General features: G+C 35.3%; 11 protein-coding genes. 4 read left to right on the top strand and 7 right to left on the bottom strand.

The genetic code is table 11. The features are described from left to right. The first annotated feature begins 6 nt into the window (after nucleotides 1-6). From H8B04_RS04170 to H8B04_RS04160, 3 genes are all read left to right on the top strand, one after another. On the top strand, nucleotides 7-1,722 hold the full coding sequence (locus H8B04_RS04170; RefSeq protein WP_190301541.1) for a RagB/SusD family nutrient uptake outer membrane protein: 1,716 nt from the start codon (nucleotides 7-9) through the stop codon (nucleotides 1,720-1,722). A gap of 101 nt (nucleotides 1,723-1,823) precedes the next feature. Further along, nucleotides 1,824-2,684: a glycoside hydrolase family 16 protein gene (locus H8B04_RS04165; protein ID WP_190301540.1), complete on the top strand. Its 861-nt coding sequence runs from the start codon at nucleotides 1,824-1,826 to the stop codon at nucleotides 2,682-2,684. 13 nt (nucleotides 2,685-2,697) lie between these two features. Next, a complete protein-coding gene (locus H8B04_RS04160) occupies nucleotides 2,698-4,227 on the top strand; it encodes an alpha-L-fucosidase (protein ID WP_190301539.1) in 1,530 nt (509 codons plus the stop codon). A 272-nt stretch (nucleotides 4,228-4,499) separates the two neighbouring features. On the opposite strand, the gene prfB is transcribed toward H8B04_RS04160, so the two are convergent. Next, a protein-coding gene (gene prfB / locus H8B04_RS04155) for a peptide chain release factor 2 (RefSeq protein WP_165291288.1) occupies nucleotides 4,500-5,583 on the bottom strand; the annotation gives its coding sequence in 2 pieces (ribosomal slippage) (nucleotides 4,500-5,522 and nucleotides 5,524-5,583; 1,083 coding nt in all). A 92-nt stretch (nucleotides 5,584-5,675) separates the two neighbouring features. Between prfB and pgi the strand changes: the two genes are divergently transcribed. Further along, nucleotides 5,676-7,322: a glucose-6-phosphate isomerase gene (pgi, locus tag H8B04_RS04150; protein ID WP_190301538.1), complete on the top strand. Its 1,647-nt coding sequence runs from the start codon at nucleotides 5,676-5,678 to the stop codon at nucleotides 7,320-7,322. Nucleotides 7,323-7,459: 137 nt separating this feature from the next. Here pgi and H8B04_RS04145 read toward each other — a convergent pair whose 3' ends face one another. The 6 genes from H8B04_RS04145 to H8B04_RS04120 form a co-directional block, all read right to left on the bottom strand. Further along, nucleotides 7,460-8,167 (bottom strand): LuxR C-terminal-related transcriptional regulator, encoded by a 708-nt coding sequence (locus H8B04_RS04145; RefSeq protein ID WP_190301537.1) that lies wholly within the window; start codon nucleotides 8,165-8,167, stop codon nucleotides 7,460-7,462. Between the two features lie 307 nt (nucleotides 8,168-8,474). Continuing rightward, nucleotides 8,475-9,485 (bottom strand): metallophosphoesterase, encoded by a 1,011-nt coding sequence (locus tag H8B04_RS04140; protein WP_190301536.1) that lies wholly within the window; start codon nucleotides 9,483-9,485, stop codon nucleotides 8,475-8,477. A gap of 3 nt (nucleotides 9,486-9,488) precedes the next feature. Beyond that, entirely contained in the window at nucleotides 9,489-11,138 is a 1,650-nt protein-coding gene (locus tag H8B04_RS04135) for a RagB/SusD family nutrient uptake outer membrane protein (protein ID WP_190301535.1), read from the bottom strand. 19 nt (nucleotides 11,139-11,157) lie between these two features. Beyond that, nucleotides 11,158-14,184: a SusC/RagA family TonB-linked outer membrane protein gene (locus H8B04_RS04130; RefSeq protein ID WP_190301534.1), complete on the bottom strand. Its 3,027-nt coding sequence runs from the start codon at nucleotides 14,182-14,184 to the stop codon at nucleotides 11,158-11,160. A 35-nt stretch (nucleotides 14,185-14,219) separates the two neighbouring features. Next, nucleotides 14,220-15,284 (bottom strand): FecR family protein, encoded by a 1,065-nt coding sequence (locus H8B04_RS04125; RefSeq protein WP_190301533.1) that lies wholly within the window; start codon nucleotides 15,282-15,284, stop codon nucleotides 14,220-14,222. A gap of 116 nt (nucleotides 15,285-15,400) precedes the next feature. Then, nucleotides 15,401-15,925 carry an RNA polymerase sigma factor gene (locus H8B04_RS04120; RefSeq protein ID WP_190301532.1) on the bottom strand — a complete coding sequence of 175 codons (525 nt, stop codon included), beginning with the start codon at nucleotides 15,923-15,925 and terminating at the stop codon, nucleotides 15,401-15,403. Nucleotides 15,926-16,306: the final 381 nt, after the last annotated feature.

Below are 16,306 nucleotides of genomic sequence, written 5' to 3'. Positions count from 1 at the left end.
ACTACAATGAAAAAAATTATATATATATCGAGTCTCTTAGGTGTATTAAGTTTAACTTCATGTGAGAAGTTATTGGATGAAAAGCCAGAATATACGGTCAATAGTATTACTGCTTTTGAATCAGAAACTTCAGCAAATATGGCTTTGCAAGGCTGTTATGCTTATTTGACAGAGTATAGTTTATACGGTCAAAATTTCCAAGAGCTTTTAGTAGGGCCTAGCGGTTTAGCTTTTGGACAAAATAACAATATTGGTTATGCTGAATTCGTTTCTCTAAATATTAGTGAAACAAATACTACTGTATCATTGAGTTGGTCTGGGCTCTATAAAGTAATTAGTGAATGTAACTATTTGATTGCTGGTGTAGAGAAAAGCAATTTGAGTGATTCATTTAAAAGCCAAGCGATTGGTGAAGCTAAATTCTTAAGAGCGCTATGTTACTTCAACCTAGCAAATCTTTTCGGTGGAGTCCCTTTAAGAGTAGATCCTACCACATCAACTACTGTAGATTTACCAAAATCAACACGTGAGCAAGTATATGCCCAAGCGGAACAAGATTGGAAATTTGCGGCTGAGAATTTGAATGCTTCAAAGACTTCTGGTCGTGCTAGTAAATATGCGGCATATGCTTACTTGACTAAATTGTATTGGACACTTGCTAGTGCAGAAGGTAGCTCATCTCCTAATTGGGCAAAAGCGAAAGAAATGGGCGATCAAGTCATAGCTTTAGGCGGTTATAACCTGGAAGATAAATTTTCCAAATTGTTTGAAAATAAATCTTTAGGTTCTGTAGAATCCATTTTTCAAATCAATTTTTCATCCAGTACGAATGGTTACGGAAATAGAGGAAATTGGGTATTTTCACCAACAAACTCTTCTAACCCCGGTATATCGTGGGCGAGATACCGCGCATCAAAAGCCTTCTATGATCAATTTAGAGGTACTTATCCCGATGATCCAAGACTGGAAACAACATTCATGGTGCAATTTAAGTTGATTAAGACAAATAATACAGTACATTATACCTATCCATATTTGTATGGTGCTGCAACAACCAACACATTGCCTACGGACTCGGTGAACTATGCTACATTAGAGGATCCTACGAATCCTAAAGTATCTGAATTATCAGAGGCTATGTTGATAGCTTTCGTGAGAAATGGGGGAAGAGATTACAGCTGGCCATATTTCAAAAAGCAATTTGATGCTACTGCTACTGCGCAGAATAGCAATAAAAACTTATTAGTTTACCGCTATGCAGATTTCTTGCTTATAATGGCGGATGTAGAAAATGAATTGGGGAATAATTCTGATGCGATAAGTCATATCAATAAAGTATTGACAAGAGCCCGTAATTCTGCTCCTAATAGAACTTATCCAAAAAACATAACGATAACTACCCAGTCAGAATTGCGGGACAAAATTTTCTACGAACGCTTGTTTGAGCTGGCAGGAGAATTTGACAATTTCACTGATGTTAGAAGACGTGGAGTTGAGTATTTTGCTAAAGTTTTGGAAAGACATGATAACCATCATATCACTAGAGCACAGGTAGAATACAATAAATCATTAAACAACAATCTAGCTTTTATGGATTATCTATTATTGGATAATGTTAACAAAACAGAACTTCTGCAAAGAAATTTATTGTTACCTATTCCAAGAAATGAATTGAATACCAATGGTGGTTTGACAAATGAAGACCAAAATTACGGTTATTAATATTTAAAAATCTCATATATCCAACTACCCAAATTCAGGTAGTTGGATCTTTTATTTTCAATAAATACGTTAAATATAACAGTGCCTTCCTATTATAAACTATGAAAAAATTATTAAGAATACCTCCATTGCTAATGATAACAATGTTAGCGATGAAGTCTTGTGGCAATAAAAAATTAATATCTCAATCTGATCTAGAAGTAAAAGACTCTTCGAGTTTCACGCTAATATGGTCTGATGAATTTGATAAGGATGGTTCTTTTGATCTGAATAAATGGAGTTACGCTCAGCGGGGTCGTGTTGCATGGAATAAATTCATTACACATGATGAAGCATATGTGCATCAAAAGAATGGAAATCTAGTTTTACGAATGGATAATAATCAGATTCCTGGTGACACCATCGCATATCATTCTGGAGGGGTGCAATCATCTACTAAGTTTAATCTCAAATATGGCAAAGTAGAAGTTAAGGCAAAATTTACTCAGGGAAAAGGATCGTGGCCTGCGATATGGATGATGCCCGAGCCACAATTCGCCAAAGGCACATGGCCTAATTGCGGTGAAATCGACATCATGGAACATGTGAATAATGAACCCGTGATTCATCAAACGTTGCATAATGCTGCGCATACTGCCAAATCTGGCGTAAGTACTGCTACGAAATCATCTAATTACAATATTAATGATTATAATGTTTATAGCCTGATTTGGACACCAGCTGAGATTCAATTTTATTTAAATAATGAGCTTAAATACACCTATTCAAAGCAACCAGAATGGGGGAATAAGGAGTGGCCTTATGATGTTCCTTTTTATATCATACTAAATCAAGCAGGGGGGGCTGGTTGGCCAGGTAAACTTGCTGAAGCGGATTTACCATTTCAGATGGAAGTTGATTATGTGCGTGTTTATGATTTACCATTAAAGGACAAATTAAAATTTGGAATAGTTACTAAATAGAGAAGAAATTAGTATGAAAAAATTAACAAGCTTTTGTGCTTTTGCATTGCTTATATTGCAAACCGCTACTGCACAAAATTATGTAAAGCTTAACTCAAATGACTCTGAACAAGAGCTTGTAAGAAAGGCTGCTTCTGTAAAACCGACTACGCGACAGCTTAATTGGCAAAAGTTAGAGATTACCGGCTTCGTGCATTTCGGAATTAACACGTTCACCGGTATGGAATGGGGAGACGGAACCGAAAGTCCCACTCTATTCAACCCAACAAAATTAAATACTGATCAATGGGTAAGAATTGCAAAAGAATCTGGTATAAAACTTTTAATACTTACGGCAAAACACCATGATGGCTTTTGTTTATGGCCAACGAATACTACTGATTATTCAATTAAAAACTCTCCATATAAAAATGGGCAAGGCGATGTTTTAAAAGAATTGGCAGAATCTTGTAAGAAATACGACATGAAAATTGGAGTTTATTTATCTCCATGGGATAGGAATGCAAAATCTTACGGTTCTGATCAATACAACGAAATGTTTCGTAATCAACTCAAAGAGGTATTAACAAATTATGGAAAAATTGACGAAGTATGGTTTGATGGAGCAAATGGTGAAGGGCCTAATGGTAAGAAGCAAGAATATGATTGGGCATCATATTATAGTGTAATTCGTGAGTTACAACCTGAAGCCGTGATAGCAGTAATGGGTCCTGATGTACGTTGGGTAGGTACCGAAACAGGTTATGGTAGAGATACAGAATGGTCAGTTGTACCTACAAACAATTTGGATCAGAATAAAATCGCCGAAGGTTCGCAGCAACAAATGAATATAAAACCTGCAGGAGATATGCGTAGAAAGGATGTGGGTAGCCGGGAAGTAATCAGAAAAGCCGAAGGATTAGTATGGTATCCTGCAGAAACAGATGTATCTATTCGACCAGGATGGTTCTATCACGAAAATCAAAATTCGAAAGTAAAAACTCCAGAAAAATTATTAGATATTTATTTTAATTCAGTAGGTAAAAACGGTGTGTTGCTTTTGAATATTCCACCAACCAGGGAAGGTTTGTTCCATACTATTGATGAGAATAATCTATTGAAGTGGAAGGAATTGAGGGATTCAATTTTTACAACGAATTTGTTAAATACAAAAGGTGTAAAATTAAAATCGGATAAAAACCGAATTCATATGAAAGATGATGAAGAAAAGATATGGACTACAAAACAGGAAAATCAACCGTTAGTTTTCGAATATACTGCTAAAGAACCATTTAAGACGAACATTATTCAATTAGGTGAATATATCAAGTGGGGACAACGTGTTGAAAAGTTTGAGCTTCAAACCATGAAGGACCAAAAATGGACTACAGTAGCAACTGGCACTACTGTGGGGTATAAACGCATTGTTACCTTTCCGGAAATAATGACCAATCAGGTACGAATTATAATTACACAATCACGTGTGCAACCTTTTATGGACAAAATCGGCCTCTTTCATTATGAAGGTGTGTCGCGTTTTGAAGGAAATACCGAAAAGAAGTAATTTTATTCTACTCAAAATTCTTAAGCACATTTCTCATTTTAGACCATTATGTATGGATGTGTTTATGAATTCGATATATTTATATTCCTTATCAAAATATTCAGGTGTAGGTAAGTGAAGTTTGTAGTAATTATTGCAAAAAATGAATTTGTGTATATTTTTGCTATGTGATGAAGATGGTTTAGTCTTAGTTGAATGGTAAAGTCTTATATGTAAAAAATCCCCTTAAAAAATATTTTTAGGGGATTTTTATGATATTGATAATATTGCTTTTACCCTCCAAATTCCATTAAGTATGATTTCAAAAATTCATCCAAATCTCCATCTAATACCGCTTGGGTGTTTGATGTTTCGGTTCCTGTTCTTAAATCCTTAATCAATTTATAAGGATGTAGGACGTAGTTGCGAATTTGCGATCCCCATTCGATTTTCTTCTTTGATCCTTCAATAGCAGCAGAAGCCTCTTCACGTTTACGCATTTCAATTTCGTACAATTGCGACTTCAATAAACGCATAGCATTTTCTTTATTTTGCAATTGCGATCGGGATTCCTGGTTTTTGATAATAATACCAGACGGTTTGTGATGTAAACGTACGGCCGTTTCCACTTTGTTTACGTTTTGTCCACCAGCACCACCAGCACGGAAAGTATCCCATTCAATTTCTGAATCTTTCACCTCAATCTCGATATTATCATCCACCAAAGGATAAACATATACCGAAGCAAAAGATGTATGACGTTTTGCATTGGAGTCAAATGGTGAGATACGTACTAAACGGTGAACGCCGTTTTCGCCTTTCAAATAACCGTAAGCAAAATCGCCCGAAAATTGTAATGTGACTGTCTTGATACCGGCTACATCACCTTCTTGGTAATCCTGTTCGGTTACTTTACAACCATGCTTTTCGCCCCACATAATGTACATGCGCATCAACATAGAAGCCCAGTCGCAGGATTCGGTACCACCTGCACCTGCTGTGATTTGTAAGATCGCATCTAGCTGATCTTCTTCCGCACTAAGCATATTCTTAAACTCTAGTTCTTCGACTTCCGTTAGAGCCAATTGATATTGCTCTTCGGCATCTTGTTCACTAGCGTCACCAGATTGGAAAAATTCATACATAACAGCTACATCATCAACAGTAGCAGCTACTCTATCGAAGTGATCCGTCCAGATTTTTAAGTTTTTAATTCCATGTAATATTTTCTCTGCTTCTTTTGGAGCATCCCAGAAATTGGATTGAAGCGTGATTTGAGTATCTTTTTCTATCTCTGCCTTCTTCGCATCGATGTCAAAGATGCCTCCTTAGGGACGTTACTCTATCCCTCAAGTCTTGAATTTGTTCTTTGGTCATGTTTCAAAGGTAGTAAGTATAATGCTAAATTAGAAATTCAACCTTTTTGCTGTATATTTGTTACTAAATTATTGTCAAATAAAAACTTAAACATGTTGCCCAATATAGATTTTACGAAAACTTCCTCTTATAAATATCTTGTAGATCACTACATCACCTTAAATGAAAAAACTTTAAAAGAATTATTTGCCGAAGACCCTGCGCGATTCAAAAAATTCTCCATCGCATTCAATGATATCTTGTTAGATTATTCTAAAAATAGAATTAACGAACAAACTTTAGCTTTACTTATCCAATTGGCGAAAGAATGTAAGTTGGATGAGGCCATAAAAGCTATGTTTGCTGGAGAAAAAATCAACGTAACCGAAGGTAGACAAGTTTTGCATACGGCTTTACGTAATCAATCTGATAGACCTGTTATAGTGGACGGTGAAGATGTAATGCCTAAAGTACGTGCCGTATTAGCACATATGAAAGAATTCGTAAACCAAATCGTTTCTGGAGAATGGAAAGGTTTTACGAGAAAAGAAATATCGGATGTTGTTAATATTGGTATCGGTGGCTCGGACTTAGGTCCTGTAATGGTTACAGAAGCATTAAAACCTTACAAAACTCGTTTAAATCTTCATTTTGTATCGAATGTAGATGGTACACATATCGCGGAAACGTTGAAAAAAGTTAATCCTGAGACTACTTTGTTTTTAATTGCATCTAAGACCTTTACAACGCAGGAAACTATGGCTAATGCACAGTCTGCGAAAGATTGGTTCTTGCAATCAGGTGCTGTAGAAGCTGATGTAGCAAAACATTTTGTGGCATTGAGTACCAACGAAAAGGGAGTTTCGGCTTTTGGTATCGATACTAAAAATATGTTCGAGTTTTGGGATTGGGTAGGAGGTCGATATTCGTTATGGTCAGCTATTGGTCTTTCTATCGCTTTAGGCATTGGATACGATAATTTTGAAGAATTATTAAAAGGTGCATACGAGGCGGATGAACATTTCCGTACTACGGAATTTGAAGAAAATATTCCGGTTATTTTGGGCTTATTAGGTATATGGTATAATAATTTCTTTGAGGCGGAAAGTCAAGCCATTTTGCCGTACGACCAATACTTACACCGTTTCGCAGCGTATTTCCAACAAGGAGATATGGAAAGTAATGGTAAATATATAGATCGTAATGGAAACCGTATCGAGTACCAAACTGGTCCAATTATCTGGGGTGAGCCTGGAACAAACGGTCAACATGCTTTTTATCAATTGATTCATCAAGGTACAAAATTAATTCCTTGTGACTTTATTGCACCAGCGATCTCGCATAATCAGATTGGTAACCACCATCAGTTATTGCTATCCAACTTCTTTGCACAAACTGAAGCATTAATGAATGGGAAAACCGAAGAAGAAGTTATAACTGAATTCGAAAAAGCTGAGAAATCTAAAGAAGAAATTGAGAAACTTAAAAATTATAAAATATTCGAAGGAAATAGACCTACAAACTCTATTCTTTTGAAGCAAATTACTCCGAAATCTTTAGGTTCTTTAATTGCCTTGTATGAACATAAGATTTTTGTTCAAGGTATTATATGGAATATTTACAGTTTCGACCAATGGGGAGTAGAGTTAGGTAAGCAATTAGCTTCTAGGATTCTTCCAGAATTGAGTGGAGCTGACGATGTAGAATCACATGACAGTTCAACAAATGGATTGATCAATCAGTATAAAGCTTGGAGATAAAATTTTAAAAATTTAAAAAAGGTGAATAATTTTTTATTCACCTTTTATTTTTATACAGTGTCTCGTCTTTAAATAACGATTCAAAAAAGATTCGTTACATCCTAGATATATCATCATATTGTATTTCTCGATTGTACTTATTTAATTAATTCAAAAGCTATTGCAAACCTTAAAAGCTCAGTGGATGATTTGCAGTTTATTTTTTTTATTAAGTTCCGGCGGTGTGTTGATACAGTAAATTGCGAGATATAAAGTTTCTCTGCAATTTCGTTGGTGGACATTCCATTGGCAAGTAAGCTCAAAATTTGTTTTTCCCGAGCTGTTAATAGAGCGAACTTTCTATAATTATTTCCTATGTATCCTTCTAAATTTAAAGTTTTATTTACTCTATTTATTAAGTTATTAAATCCAATTACCGGAGAGGATATAACTATGAGTTTTTTAGTGTTTGGATAAATGGCATCTACATGTATTAATTTACAGACTGTAAAAAACCATGCTGGATCTTCGTTACCGGGACGCTTTACCCGTTGAAAAAAGTTGTATTGACTATCTATTTGATTAAATGCAATGTATTTTGAAATATCTTGAAGGTAATCTTTAATTTCTTCAATAAAAAAGTACCGATTATAATATTCTTCTCCTAATTCATTAATTTCTTGAGCAGTTGTTTGTAAGTATCTACAGCCCCAATCATTCATGTAACTACATTTTACTATTTTATTATCTTCTATATCATGAATCATTAATGAGGCTGGAATTTTATTTGCAATATCTTTTATATGTAGCGAGTTATTTTTTAATGCGTCGCTTAATTCATGGAGTGTATGATCGGTGTTGCTCATAAGTTATTTAAGGAATCTAATTGGTATTATTCCTAATATAAGACTTTTGGTTATAATATTCTTTTAAAAGCAATGTTTTATTGCAATTTGTGAATGTATCCGAACATGAAATAATAAACATTTATTTATTAAACAATACATTTTTATACAGCCTGAGGAGAGCAAAAGGTAATATAAAAAAACTAATTAATTGCTTTATAATCAATTCAAAAGGGAAGATAGTTTTTAGTTTACAAGAAGCTAAAAAGTAAAATTGGGTGACCTAAAAGGTCTCCCAATTTAATATATAGCATATTATGTTTTTTGCTTATTTATGAATTGTGGTATCATAAAGTTTTATTCCTTGATGATTGATAACTTTTGCACTAATACATTTATCATCTATTGCAAAATACATAAAACCATAATCCGAAGCTGCAAAATTTGTAATCTCCAGACCTGCTTTGACGGGAGTGGCTTCTGATCCCGAGCCCGAAACAAACTGATGAAAATGCATATTCTCAACTTTTATATGCTGTAGTGAATGATCATGTCCTGAAAGATAAACATCTACTTTATTTTTCTGCAGCACCTCTTCTAAAACTTTTCTTACAGCCAAGGTATCGTAGTTGTTGGTTCGAGGCCCAACCGTATAAATTGGATGGTGTCCCACTACGATTTTCCATTTTATATCGGGATCTTGAGTGGATAGCAATTTGTCTAACCATTCTAATTGTTTCTCGGGATACTGACCTGCAACATGTGGGCCGTATTCACTGTTTTTATAAAATTCAGGTATCATAGGGTTTGTGTCTATAAATGCTATCAACACTTTTCCTTTACCTTTGAGATTAAAAGTTTTGCTGTAATATCGAGCAGGCATTTTCCAGCGTCTACTGATTTTAGTATACCGAACCTGAGCGTCAGGGTCAGATTTATAATCATGATTACCCAAAATTGGATACCAATCCCATTGTAAAGCAAAATCAGTATAGACGTTTTCAAAGGAATAATGCCAAAGAGGGTCGTGTTCACTAATGACACCACTTGGATAAAAATTATCTCCAGTAGACACAATAAAATCATTGGGATGATTGGTGACCCAATCGCCCATTTGTTTGGCTACCTGTAACTGATGGTCAGCGCCATTACGGCCCCAATCGCCTATTGCAACGAAATTAAGTAAACCTTCCTGCTCTAAATTAGATCTTGCATCAATGTCTTTACTGTCTATATTGGTTATGGGATGTGATAATGATAAATTGGCAAGGGCAGAACTTGCTATACCTGTCCCAATAGTTGTACTAATGGTATTTTTCAGAAATTGTCGTCTCTTCATATTTTAATTTACGTAACCAGGGTTTTGTTTCCAGATATTGTTCAGATTCAGGACTGTTGTTGGAACAGGAAATATGCGTCTGAATTTCTCAGTATATCCTGCTGGATATAAATCTCTAAATCCCCATTTGTCTTCAAATTTTCCATAACGAATAAGATCATTACGTCTCCAGGATTCGTCTGCAAATTCTCTTGCACGCTCATCTAACAAATCTTGTAAGGAAGGGGCTATAGTTAGCAAAGGAGCTTTAACATAACTGCGTATTTGATTGATTAAACTCATTGGCGTTTCGCCATTTGTCGCAGATGCCCCACGTAAAATGGCTTCAGCTTTCATTAGTAAAATGTCTGCATATCTAAAAATTGGCACGTCATTACTTTGATTACGTTGATGAGCAGAAGTTACATTTACATCCATGTAAAATTTAATAGATCTATATCCCATTGATCGACCTTTTTGATCATTCCCAACATTAAGCGTAGCCGCTCCATCGGGACGAAGAATAATGTCTCTGGTTATGTCCAATTGCCATTCAAATTGCGCATCAGCATCTGCGCCCACGTAATCTTGGTCTATACCCTTTTTGGAAGTTCGAATTAAAAATGGTCTAGTTCTGTCTTCTTGATAGTTGCTCCAATAGTATTGCTTTCCGCCAATATATGACGCGTTACGTTCGTCTCCAGCTAAATTAAATTTATCTAAATAAGTGGGTAATACACGAAAAGTTCCTCCCACACTTTGTGGTAGATTTGCAAATTGATTTTGGGCACTACGGTGTATCCAAAAGCGTGAGAATGTCATCCCTTGTTGACTTTCTTTATCGTAGGGCATTACAAAAATAAAATCTTTGATTTGAGGGCCATTATCGGGACGAAATTTTTCTAAGAATTTATGACTAGTGAGGTTAAATTGATTGGAAGCAATGATATTGTCGCACATTTTTACTACTTCTTGCAGCTTTTCGTTCGATGCGTTTGGTGTATAATCTTCTACATTTTGTGCAGTATACACCGACCAATTTAAATACAGCTTAGCGAGTAATGCCTCAGCCATGTATTTGGTTACTTTTCCGTATGTACTAGAGTTTACAGTAGTGGGTAATTTATCTTTTATTTCCAGTAATTCCGACTCAATGAATCGACATACTTCTGCTCGAGGCGACCTATCAGGTTGCACTTCTACTCTACCTTTTAGTATAGGAGCAGCTCCAAAATTATCCATTAAAATAAAATGGTAGAACGCACGCATAGCACGAATTGGGGCTGCAATATCCGCTTCATCATTATTAATAATGGTTAATACATTATTGCTATTTACTATCCCAACGATGGCAGAATTCCACATATTGGTTAACATGCCATTATCTGCATTCCAGTTATGGACATGAAATTGTCTATATTGCCCTCCGTCATACCAATCTGAACCCATAGAAACACTTACTGCTTCGTCAGCTGATAAGGTTTGTACCATCCAATGATCTCTTCCCATCGCTCCGCGATACGCTGTATACACGTCTGCGGATATTGCTTCTGCGGCGCGTTCATTGTCCGGAAATTCTGTAAATTGTGATTTTATGTCAACATCTAAGTCTGTACAGCTCCATATTGTAAAAGATAAAGCTGTGAAAAAGAATGGTTTGATTATATGTCTCATTTTTTAGTGTCCAATTAAATTAAAAATTAAAATTTGCTCCAAACATAAAGGTACGTGTACGTGGGTAGGTTTGTCTATTATCAATACCTGGTTCAAGGCCACCTAGATTGACCTCAGGATCTAGTCCTTTATATTTTGTAAATACATAAGGATTATTTACTGTCGCAGCGAGACGAATGTTTTTAATTTGGGTTCCTAAATTTTTAAATGTGTAGCCAAATGAAAGTGTAGAAATGCGTAAATAATCGCCAGATTCTAGATATCGATCAGATAAATAATGTGCATTGATATCCGTTGGCTTATCGGTGCTTGCTACTTCAGCCAACAGATTCTTGTTTCCGGCATTTCCTACGACGTTAGAGTGTCTTGCTCGTGTAGCATTAATAATTTTCCCTCCAAATACACCTTGAAATAGAATGGAAGCACTCCACTGTTTGTATGCTAAAGCATTATTCCAACCTAGCGTAAATTTAGGAAGTGCAGTTCCTGTAAAGGCTCTGTCTTTGAGTTCGGGAGTAATAGTTGTTTCTCCAGTTCTTTCTCCCATGTCTTCATCTCTAACATAAAATGTAGATATGCCATTTTCATTGTATCCAGCCCATTCCCACGTATAGAATTGGCCTATTGCATAACCTTCCATAAGACGTTGCTGGTTCGCATTTGATTGCCCAGCTCCATCTAAATAGGCTAACTCGATGAATTGAGAAGAGAACTTTTCGTTCGAAATAGATTTAACAATATTTTTATTTTGAGAAAGATTAATTCCCGAATTCCACGTGAAATTATCTGTCTTTGCAGGAATTGTATTAAGACTAACTTCAAAACCTCTATTGTTTATTTTTCCAATGTTTGCAGTAAGATAACCTGATGGATATATTACTGGGGAAACAGCAAAACTATATATCAAATCAGTCGTATTTTTATCGTACCACTCTATAGATCCGCTCAATCCGTTGCTAAATAAGGAGAAATCAACCCCTATATTTAACATATCGGTCCTTTCCCATTTTAAGTTTGGATTGGAGTCTCTTAATGCTTTCAAAGTACGTACTATCTGTCCTTGACTGTTTTCAAAATCAGTTACAGATGCACCATAGACCGATCTTGCTGTAAACACATCAAAACCCAGAGAGTTTCCGCTGGCTCCATAGCCTGCGCGTAGTTTGAGTTCGTTAAATAATCTATTGTCTTTCATAAAGTCTTCTTCAGAAATTTTCCATGCTGCCGACACAGAAGGGAAAGTACCCCAGCGGTTATTTAATCCGAAAGCAGAAGACCCATCTCGACGCAATGTACCCTGCAAGATATACTTGTTGTTGAAGGTATAATTCAAACGAGAGTATACGGAAATCATACGGAGTGTCGATAAATAATATCCTCCAAAGCCATTTCTATTAATGACATTTGCCATTCCAGGATTGTAATAGGTAAGATCGTCACCATAGAAGTCAGATACCGAAAGCTGAATACCGTCATTGTTATTGGATTCTTCCCAAGAATATCCTAATAATGCGCTAATTTTATGCAGACCAGCAAACGTTTTGTCATAAGCCAAATTGGTTTCTAGGACTTTACGTTGATCTTCTACAGCAGCTCGAGTCGCTCTTCCGTTCATGTTACGCGCTATCATGGATAATGAGCTGTTGTATTCGTTGTAGTTGAATTGTCTATTTTGCAACGACAGGTCTAAATTATATTTTAACCCATCGAAGATTTGATATCCCAATTTGACATGACCTTGAATTAATTTCGTCTTAGACAGAAGGATGTTTTCTTCAATTAGTGAAACTGGATTGGCATATTGTGAACGAGGCGTATTTTCAAACCAGGTTCCATCTTCATTTTTAAGAGGTGAATAGGGAAGGTAATAATACATTGCATCAAATACGCTTAATCCTTGGCCTTGTGCAGGTACATTGTTTTGCTTTGTTAAGCTGACATTGACATTGAAGGACATTTCTAATTTGTCATTCATAGCTTTGGACTGAACGTATCCCCGTGCAATCTGTCTGTCTAGATCAGTACCTTTAATAACACCTTGGTTATTGAAGGTATTGATGCTTGCGCTATATTTTGTTTTCTCACTTCCACCCAAGATGGATACATTATGGTTGTGCGAGACTCCTATTCTGCTAACCTCTTTTTGCCAGTCTGTATCTGCTCCGGTATCATCTATTGGTTCCATCGAAAAGCCATTATCGTTGATATAAGATCTATACTGCTGAGCATTCATCATTTCTAAACGTTTAGCAATTTTGTCCATAGCGACATAACTGTCGTAGTTAATGGCAGATTGACCAGATTTTCCTTTTTTAGTTGTCACAATGATAACACCATTGGCTGCTTTGGAGCCGTAAATTGCTGTAGCCGAAGCGTCTCGTAATACATCAATGCTTTCAATATCTTGCGGAGATACAAGAGCTAAAGATGCTCCGGGTACTCCGTCAATAACATAGTAGGGTTCTGTTGCTTCGCCTGAACGTAGCGTGGATGAACCGCGTAAGGTTACAGAAGGTGTTGCGTTAGGATTACTGTTGTTGTTTGATATTACTAATCCCGGAACTTTACCTTGTAATAATTGACCAACATTACTAAAGACTCCAGTATTGAGGTCTTCAGATTTTATGGAGGTGATAGAACCCGTAAGATCTTTTTTTGTTGTCACTCCATATCCGATATACACTTCATCAATGGTTTGCTTCACTGAAATCAATTTTACACTCAATGCGATTTGTTGTCCATTTTTGATTGTATAGCCCGAAAGGGTATCGCTCTGATAGCCTACGCTACTAAAGATAAACTGATAGGGTCCTCCTTCAGGCAAATTGCTGAAAGAAAATAATCCCTTGTTTGATGAGCTGGTATTGAATGTATTACCAGTTTTGGTGTTTAGTGCCTTTATGTTTACGCCAGAAAGAAATTGTCCATTTTCATCCTGTGTAGCACCTTTAACTTGCTCTTGTTGTGCATAAAGAAAGTTACTCCAAATTAATGAGAGAACGATCAGAGCCATTTTTGGCAATGGGTTTAGTTGGTTTTTAAGCATTTTTAAATCCTTAATTTTTGTTTATTAATTTTAGTTTATTTTTGGTGGTTTTTATTTTTGTAGATGTGATAGATCCCGTTTTGAGTTCTACGCCATTCAAGGTTATTAATTAGGCAGATGACCTCTAAGGCATCTTCTAAGTTTTCGGTACGCGTATCTACCGAGCCTGTATAAGTTATATGGTCAAGTGCTTTGTTTTCAATGACAATTTTTGTTTTATAAAGACGACTTAAAACATTGACAGCTTCAGGAAGAGAAATTTTATCCATTTTTACTACTGCTGATGCATATTCATCGCTAACATTTTCAACAGGATTATTTTTATTGATTGATGTTGGATTTATATGACTTAGATGATGGGTAGCACTATTAAAGATGAGTTTTTCACCTTTTTCACTCATATAGATTTCATCAAATTTGGAATCCTCTTTGACAGATTTGATAACAATCTTTCCAGTATGCAAAGTAACGGTTGTATTTTGCTTATTTGGAAATGCATCAATAGTAAAGGACGTACCTAGTGCAGTCGTCTTTGTATAATCACTCCATACTCTAAAAGGTCTTGATGCGTCTTTTTTCACGTTAAAATAAGCTTTACCACTCAACCGTATGTCTCGGTTTATTGCTGAGAAGACTTCTGGATAACTAATTTCAGATGATGGATATAATTTTACTCTTGATGAATCTGGTAAGTATATCCATTTAATTTCTTGAGTTGTATTGACTTGGGTTATCCAAATATCTTCATTCGTTACAGGGAGGCTATAATTTGCTGATAGATCCGTGTTTTTAATCGTTTTATGATTCAGCTGTTGGTAAAAGACCCAAGAAAAAAACAGCATAAGGCAAGCTGCTGCGGAATATTTTATTAGACTATAGATCTTATATTTTTTGTCACGTTTATCGAATTGCGCAATCGTATCTTTGTTAATCTCGGTTTTGACCTTATTATACATTTGATCCGAAGGAATATTATCATCTTTTTCAGATTGATAATTTTCCCATTGATTGATATCGAATAGGTTGTCAACTATCTTCTCCTGATTGCGCCAGATTGATTGTTTTAATTCTTTATTGGTTAGCCTTTTCTTGTCCTTCATATACATATTACGTTTATCAAAGACTTATCCCTAGCTCGAGATCAAATTTTTTATTCGACGTAAAAAGTCGCGTAGGAGGTATTTCTTTAAGAAAGGTTTTCAGGTGGTTATTATTATTATAGCATTATAGAGTATAAATGCTGCTTAAGCTGGAGTAATGCTTTACTGATATGTTGTTCAACGGCTTTGTTAGAGATATTCAGCATTTGAGCAATTTCTTTATGTGTTAAACCTTGTTTTCTACTAAGTTCAAAGACATGACGTCTAACAGGAGGCATGTTGGCAATGTCTCCATCAATTAAGCGCATTAGATCTTTACTTTCTAATGCTTTTATCAGGTTATCTGTAAAGGGGGTTGCTGCAGCTTCTCCCTCATATTTAAATCGATTCGCTTCTTTGCGAAGTTCATCAATCATAACTTGCTTTGCAATACCAAATAATTGAATATTTATGGGTAATGTGTGATTCAATTTGGCTCTATTTTTCCAAGCCTTAATAAAAGTTAACTGCGTTACTTCTTCTGCTAAAAATTCGGATTTAGTGCGTTGAAAAATGAAACCATAAATTTCGCGATGAAAGGTTTCATATACCTTCGAAAACGCATGGACATTATCTTTTTGTATGGATGCAATTAGATTCATTACAAGGCAAATGTATCTAGGTAGAGTTAATTAAAAGTTTAATGAATATTAAGAAAAAATCATTTTTAAATCTTGGTTACTTAATTAAAAATCTATCATATAAATTGTTGGGTACCGTATTCAACAACATAATATTTCATTTTTATTATTAGCTTTTTATATGTTAAAAAATGCTGAAATGGAATTGTTTATATATTGGTTATGCCATATAGCGTGTTATTTGCTTATGATTTATGTTAAATATATGAATTTATTGTTCGAGACAAAAATTCACACAAAATAATTATTTACATAGTGTCTAGTTTGAAAACTAACCAAAGTATTATCTCTAAGAGAATAATCATATTAAAATTTGGTATAGTAAAGGGTATTTTATAATTT

The organism is Sphingobacterium litopenaei, from assembly GCF_014692495.1.
GTDB lineage: Bacteria > Bacteroidota > Bacteroidia > Sphingobacteriales > Sphingobacteriaceae > Sphingobacterium > Sphingobacterium litopenaei.
This window is presented reverse-complemented; position numbering and strand designations above follow the sequence as displayed.

Excerpts from the sequence above, each read along its gene's own strand:
- H8B04_RS04170 (WP_190301541.1), top strand. The coding sequence starts at position 7 with ATGAAAAAAATTATATATATATCGAGTCTCTTAGGTGTATTAAGTTTA.
- H8B04_RS04165 (WP_190301540.1), top strand. The coding sequence starts at position 1,824 with ATGAAAAAATTATTAAGAATACCTCCATTGCTAATGATAACAATGTTA.
- H8B04_RS04160 (WP_190301539.1), top strand. The coding sequence starts at position 2,698 with ATGAAAAAATTAACAAGCTTTTGTGCTTTTGCATTGCTTATATTGCAA.
- pgi (WP_190301538.1), top strand. The coding sequence starts at position 5,676 with ATGTTGCCCAATATAGATTTTACGAAAACTTCCTCTTATAAATATCTT.
- H8B04_RS04145 (WP_190301537.1), bottom strand. The coding sequence starts at position 8,167 with ATGAGCAACACCGATCATACACTCCATGAATTAAGCGACGCATTAAAA.
- H8B04_RS04140 (WP_190301536.1), bottom strand. The coding sequence starts at position 9,485 with ATGAAGAGACGACAATTTCTGAAAAATACCATTAGTACAACTATTGGG.
- H8B04_RS04135 (WP_190301535.1), bottom strand. The coding sequence starts at position 11,138 with ATGAGACATATAATCAAACCATTCTTTTTCACAGCTTTATCTTTTACA.
- H8B04_RS04130 (WP_190301534.1), bottom strand. The coding sequence starts at position 14,184 with ATGCTTAAAAACCAACTAAACCCATTGCCAAAAATGGCTCTGATCGTT.
- H8B04_RS04125 (WP_190301533.1), bottom strand. The coding sequence starts at position 15,284 with ATGAAGGACAAGAAAAGGCTAACCAATAAAGAATTAAAACAATCAATC.
- H8B04_RS04120 (WP_190301532.1), bottom strand. The coding sequence starts at position 15,925 with ATGAATCTAATTGCATCCATACAAAAAGATAATGTCCATGCGTTTTCG.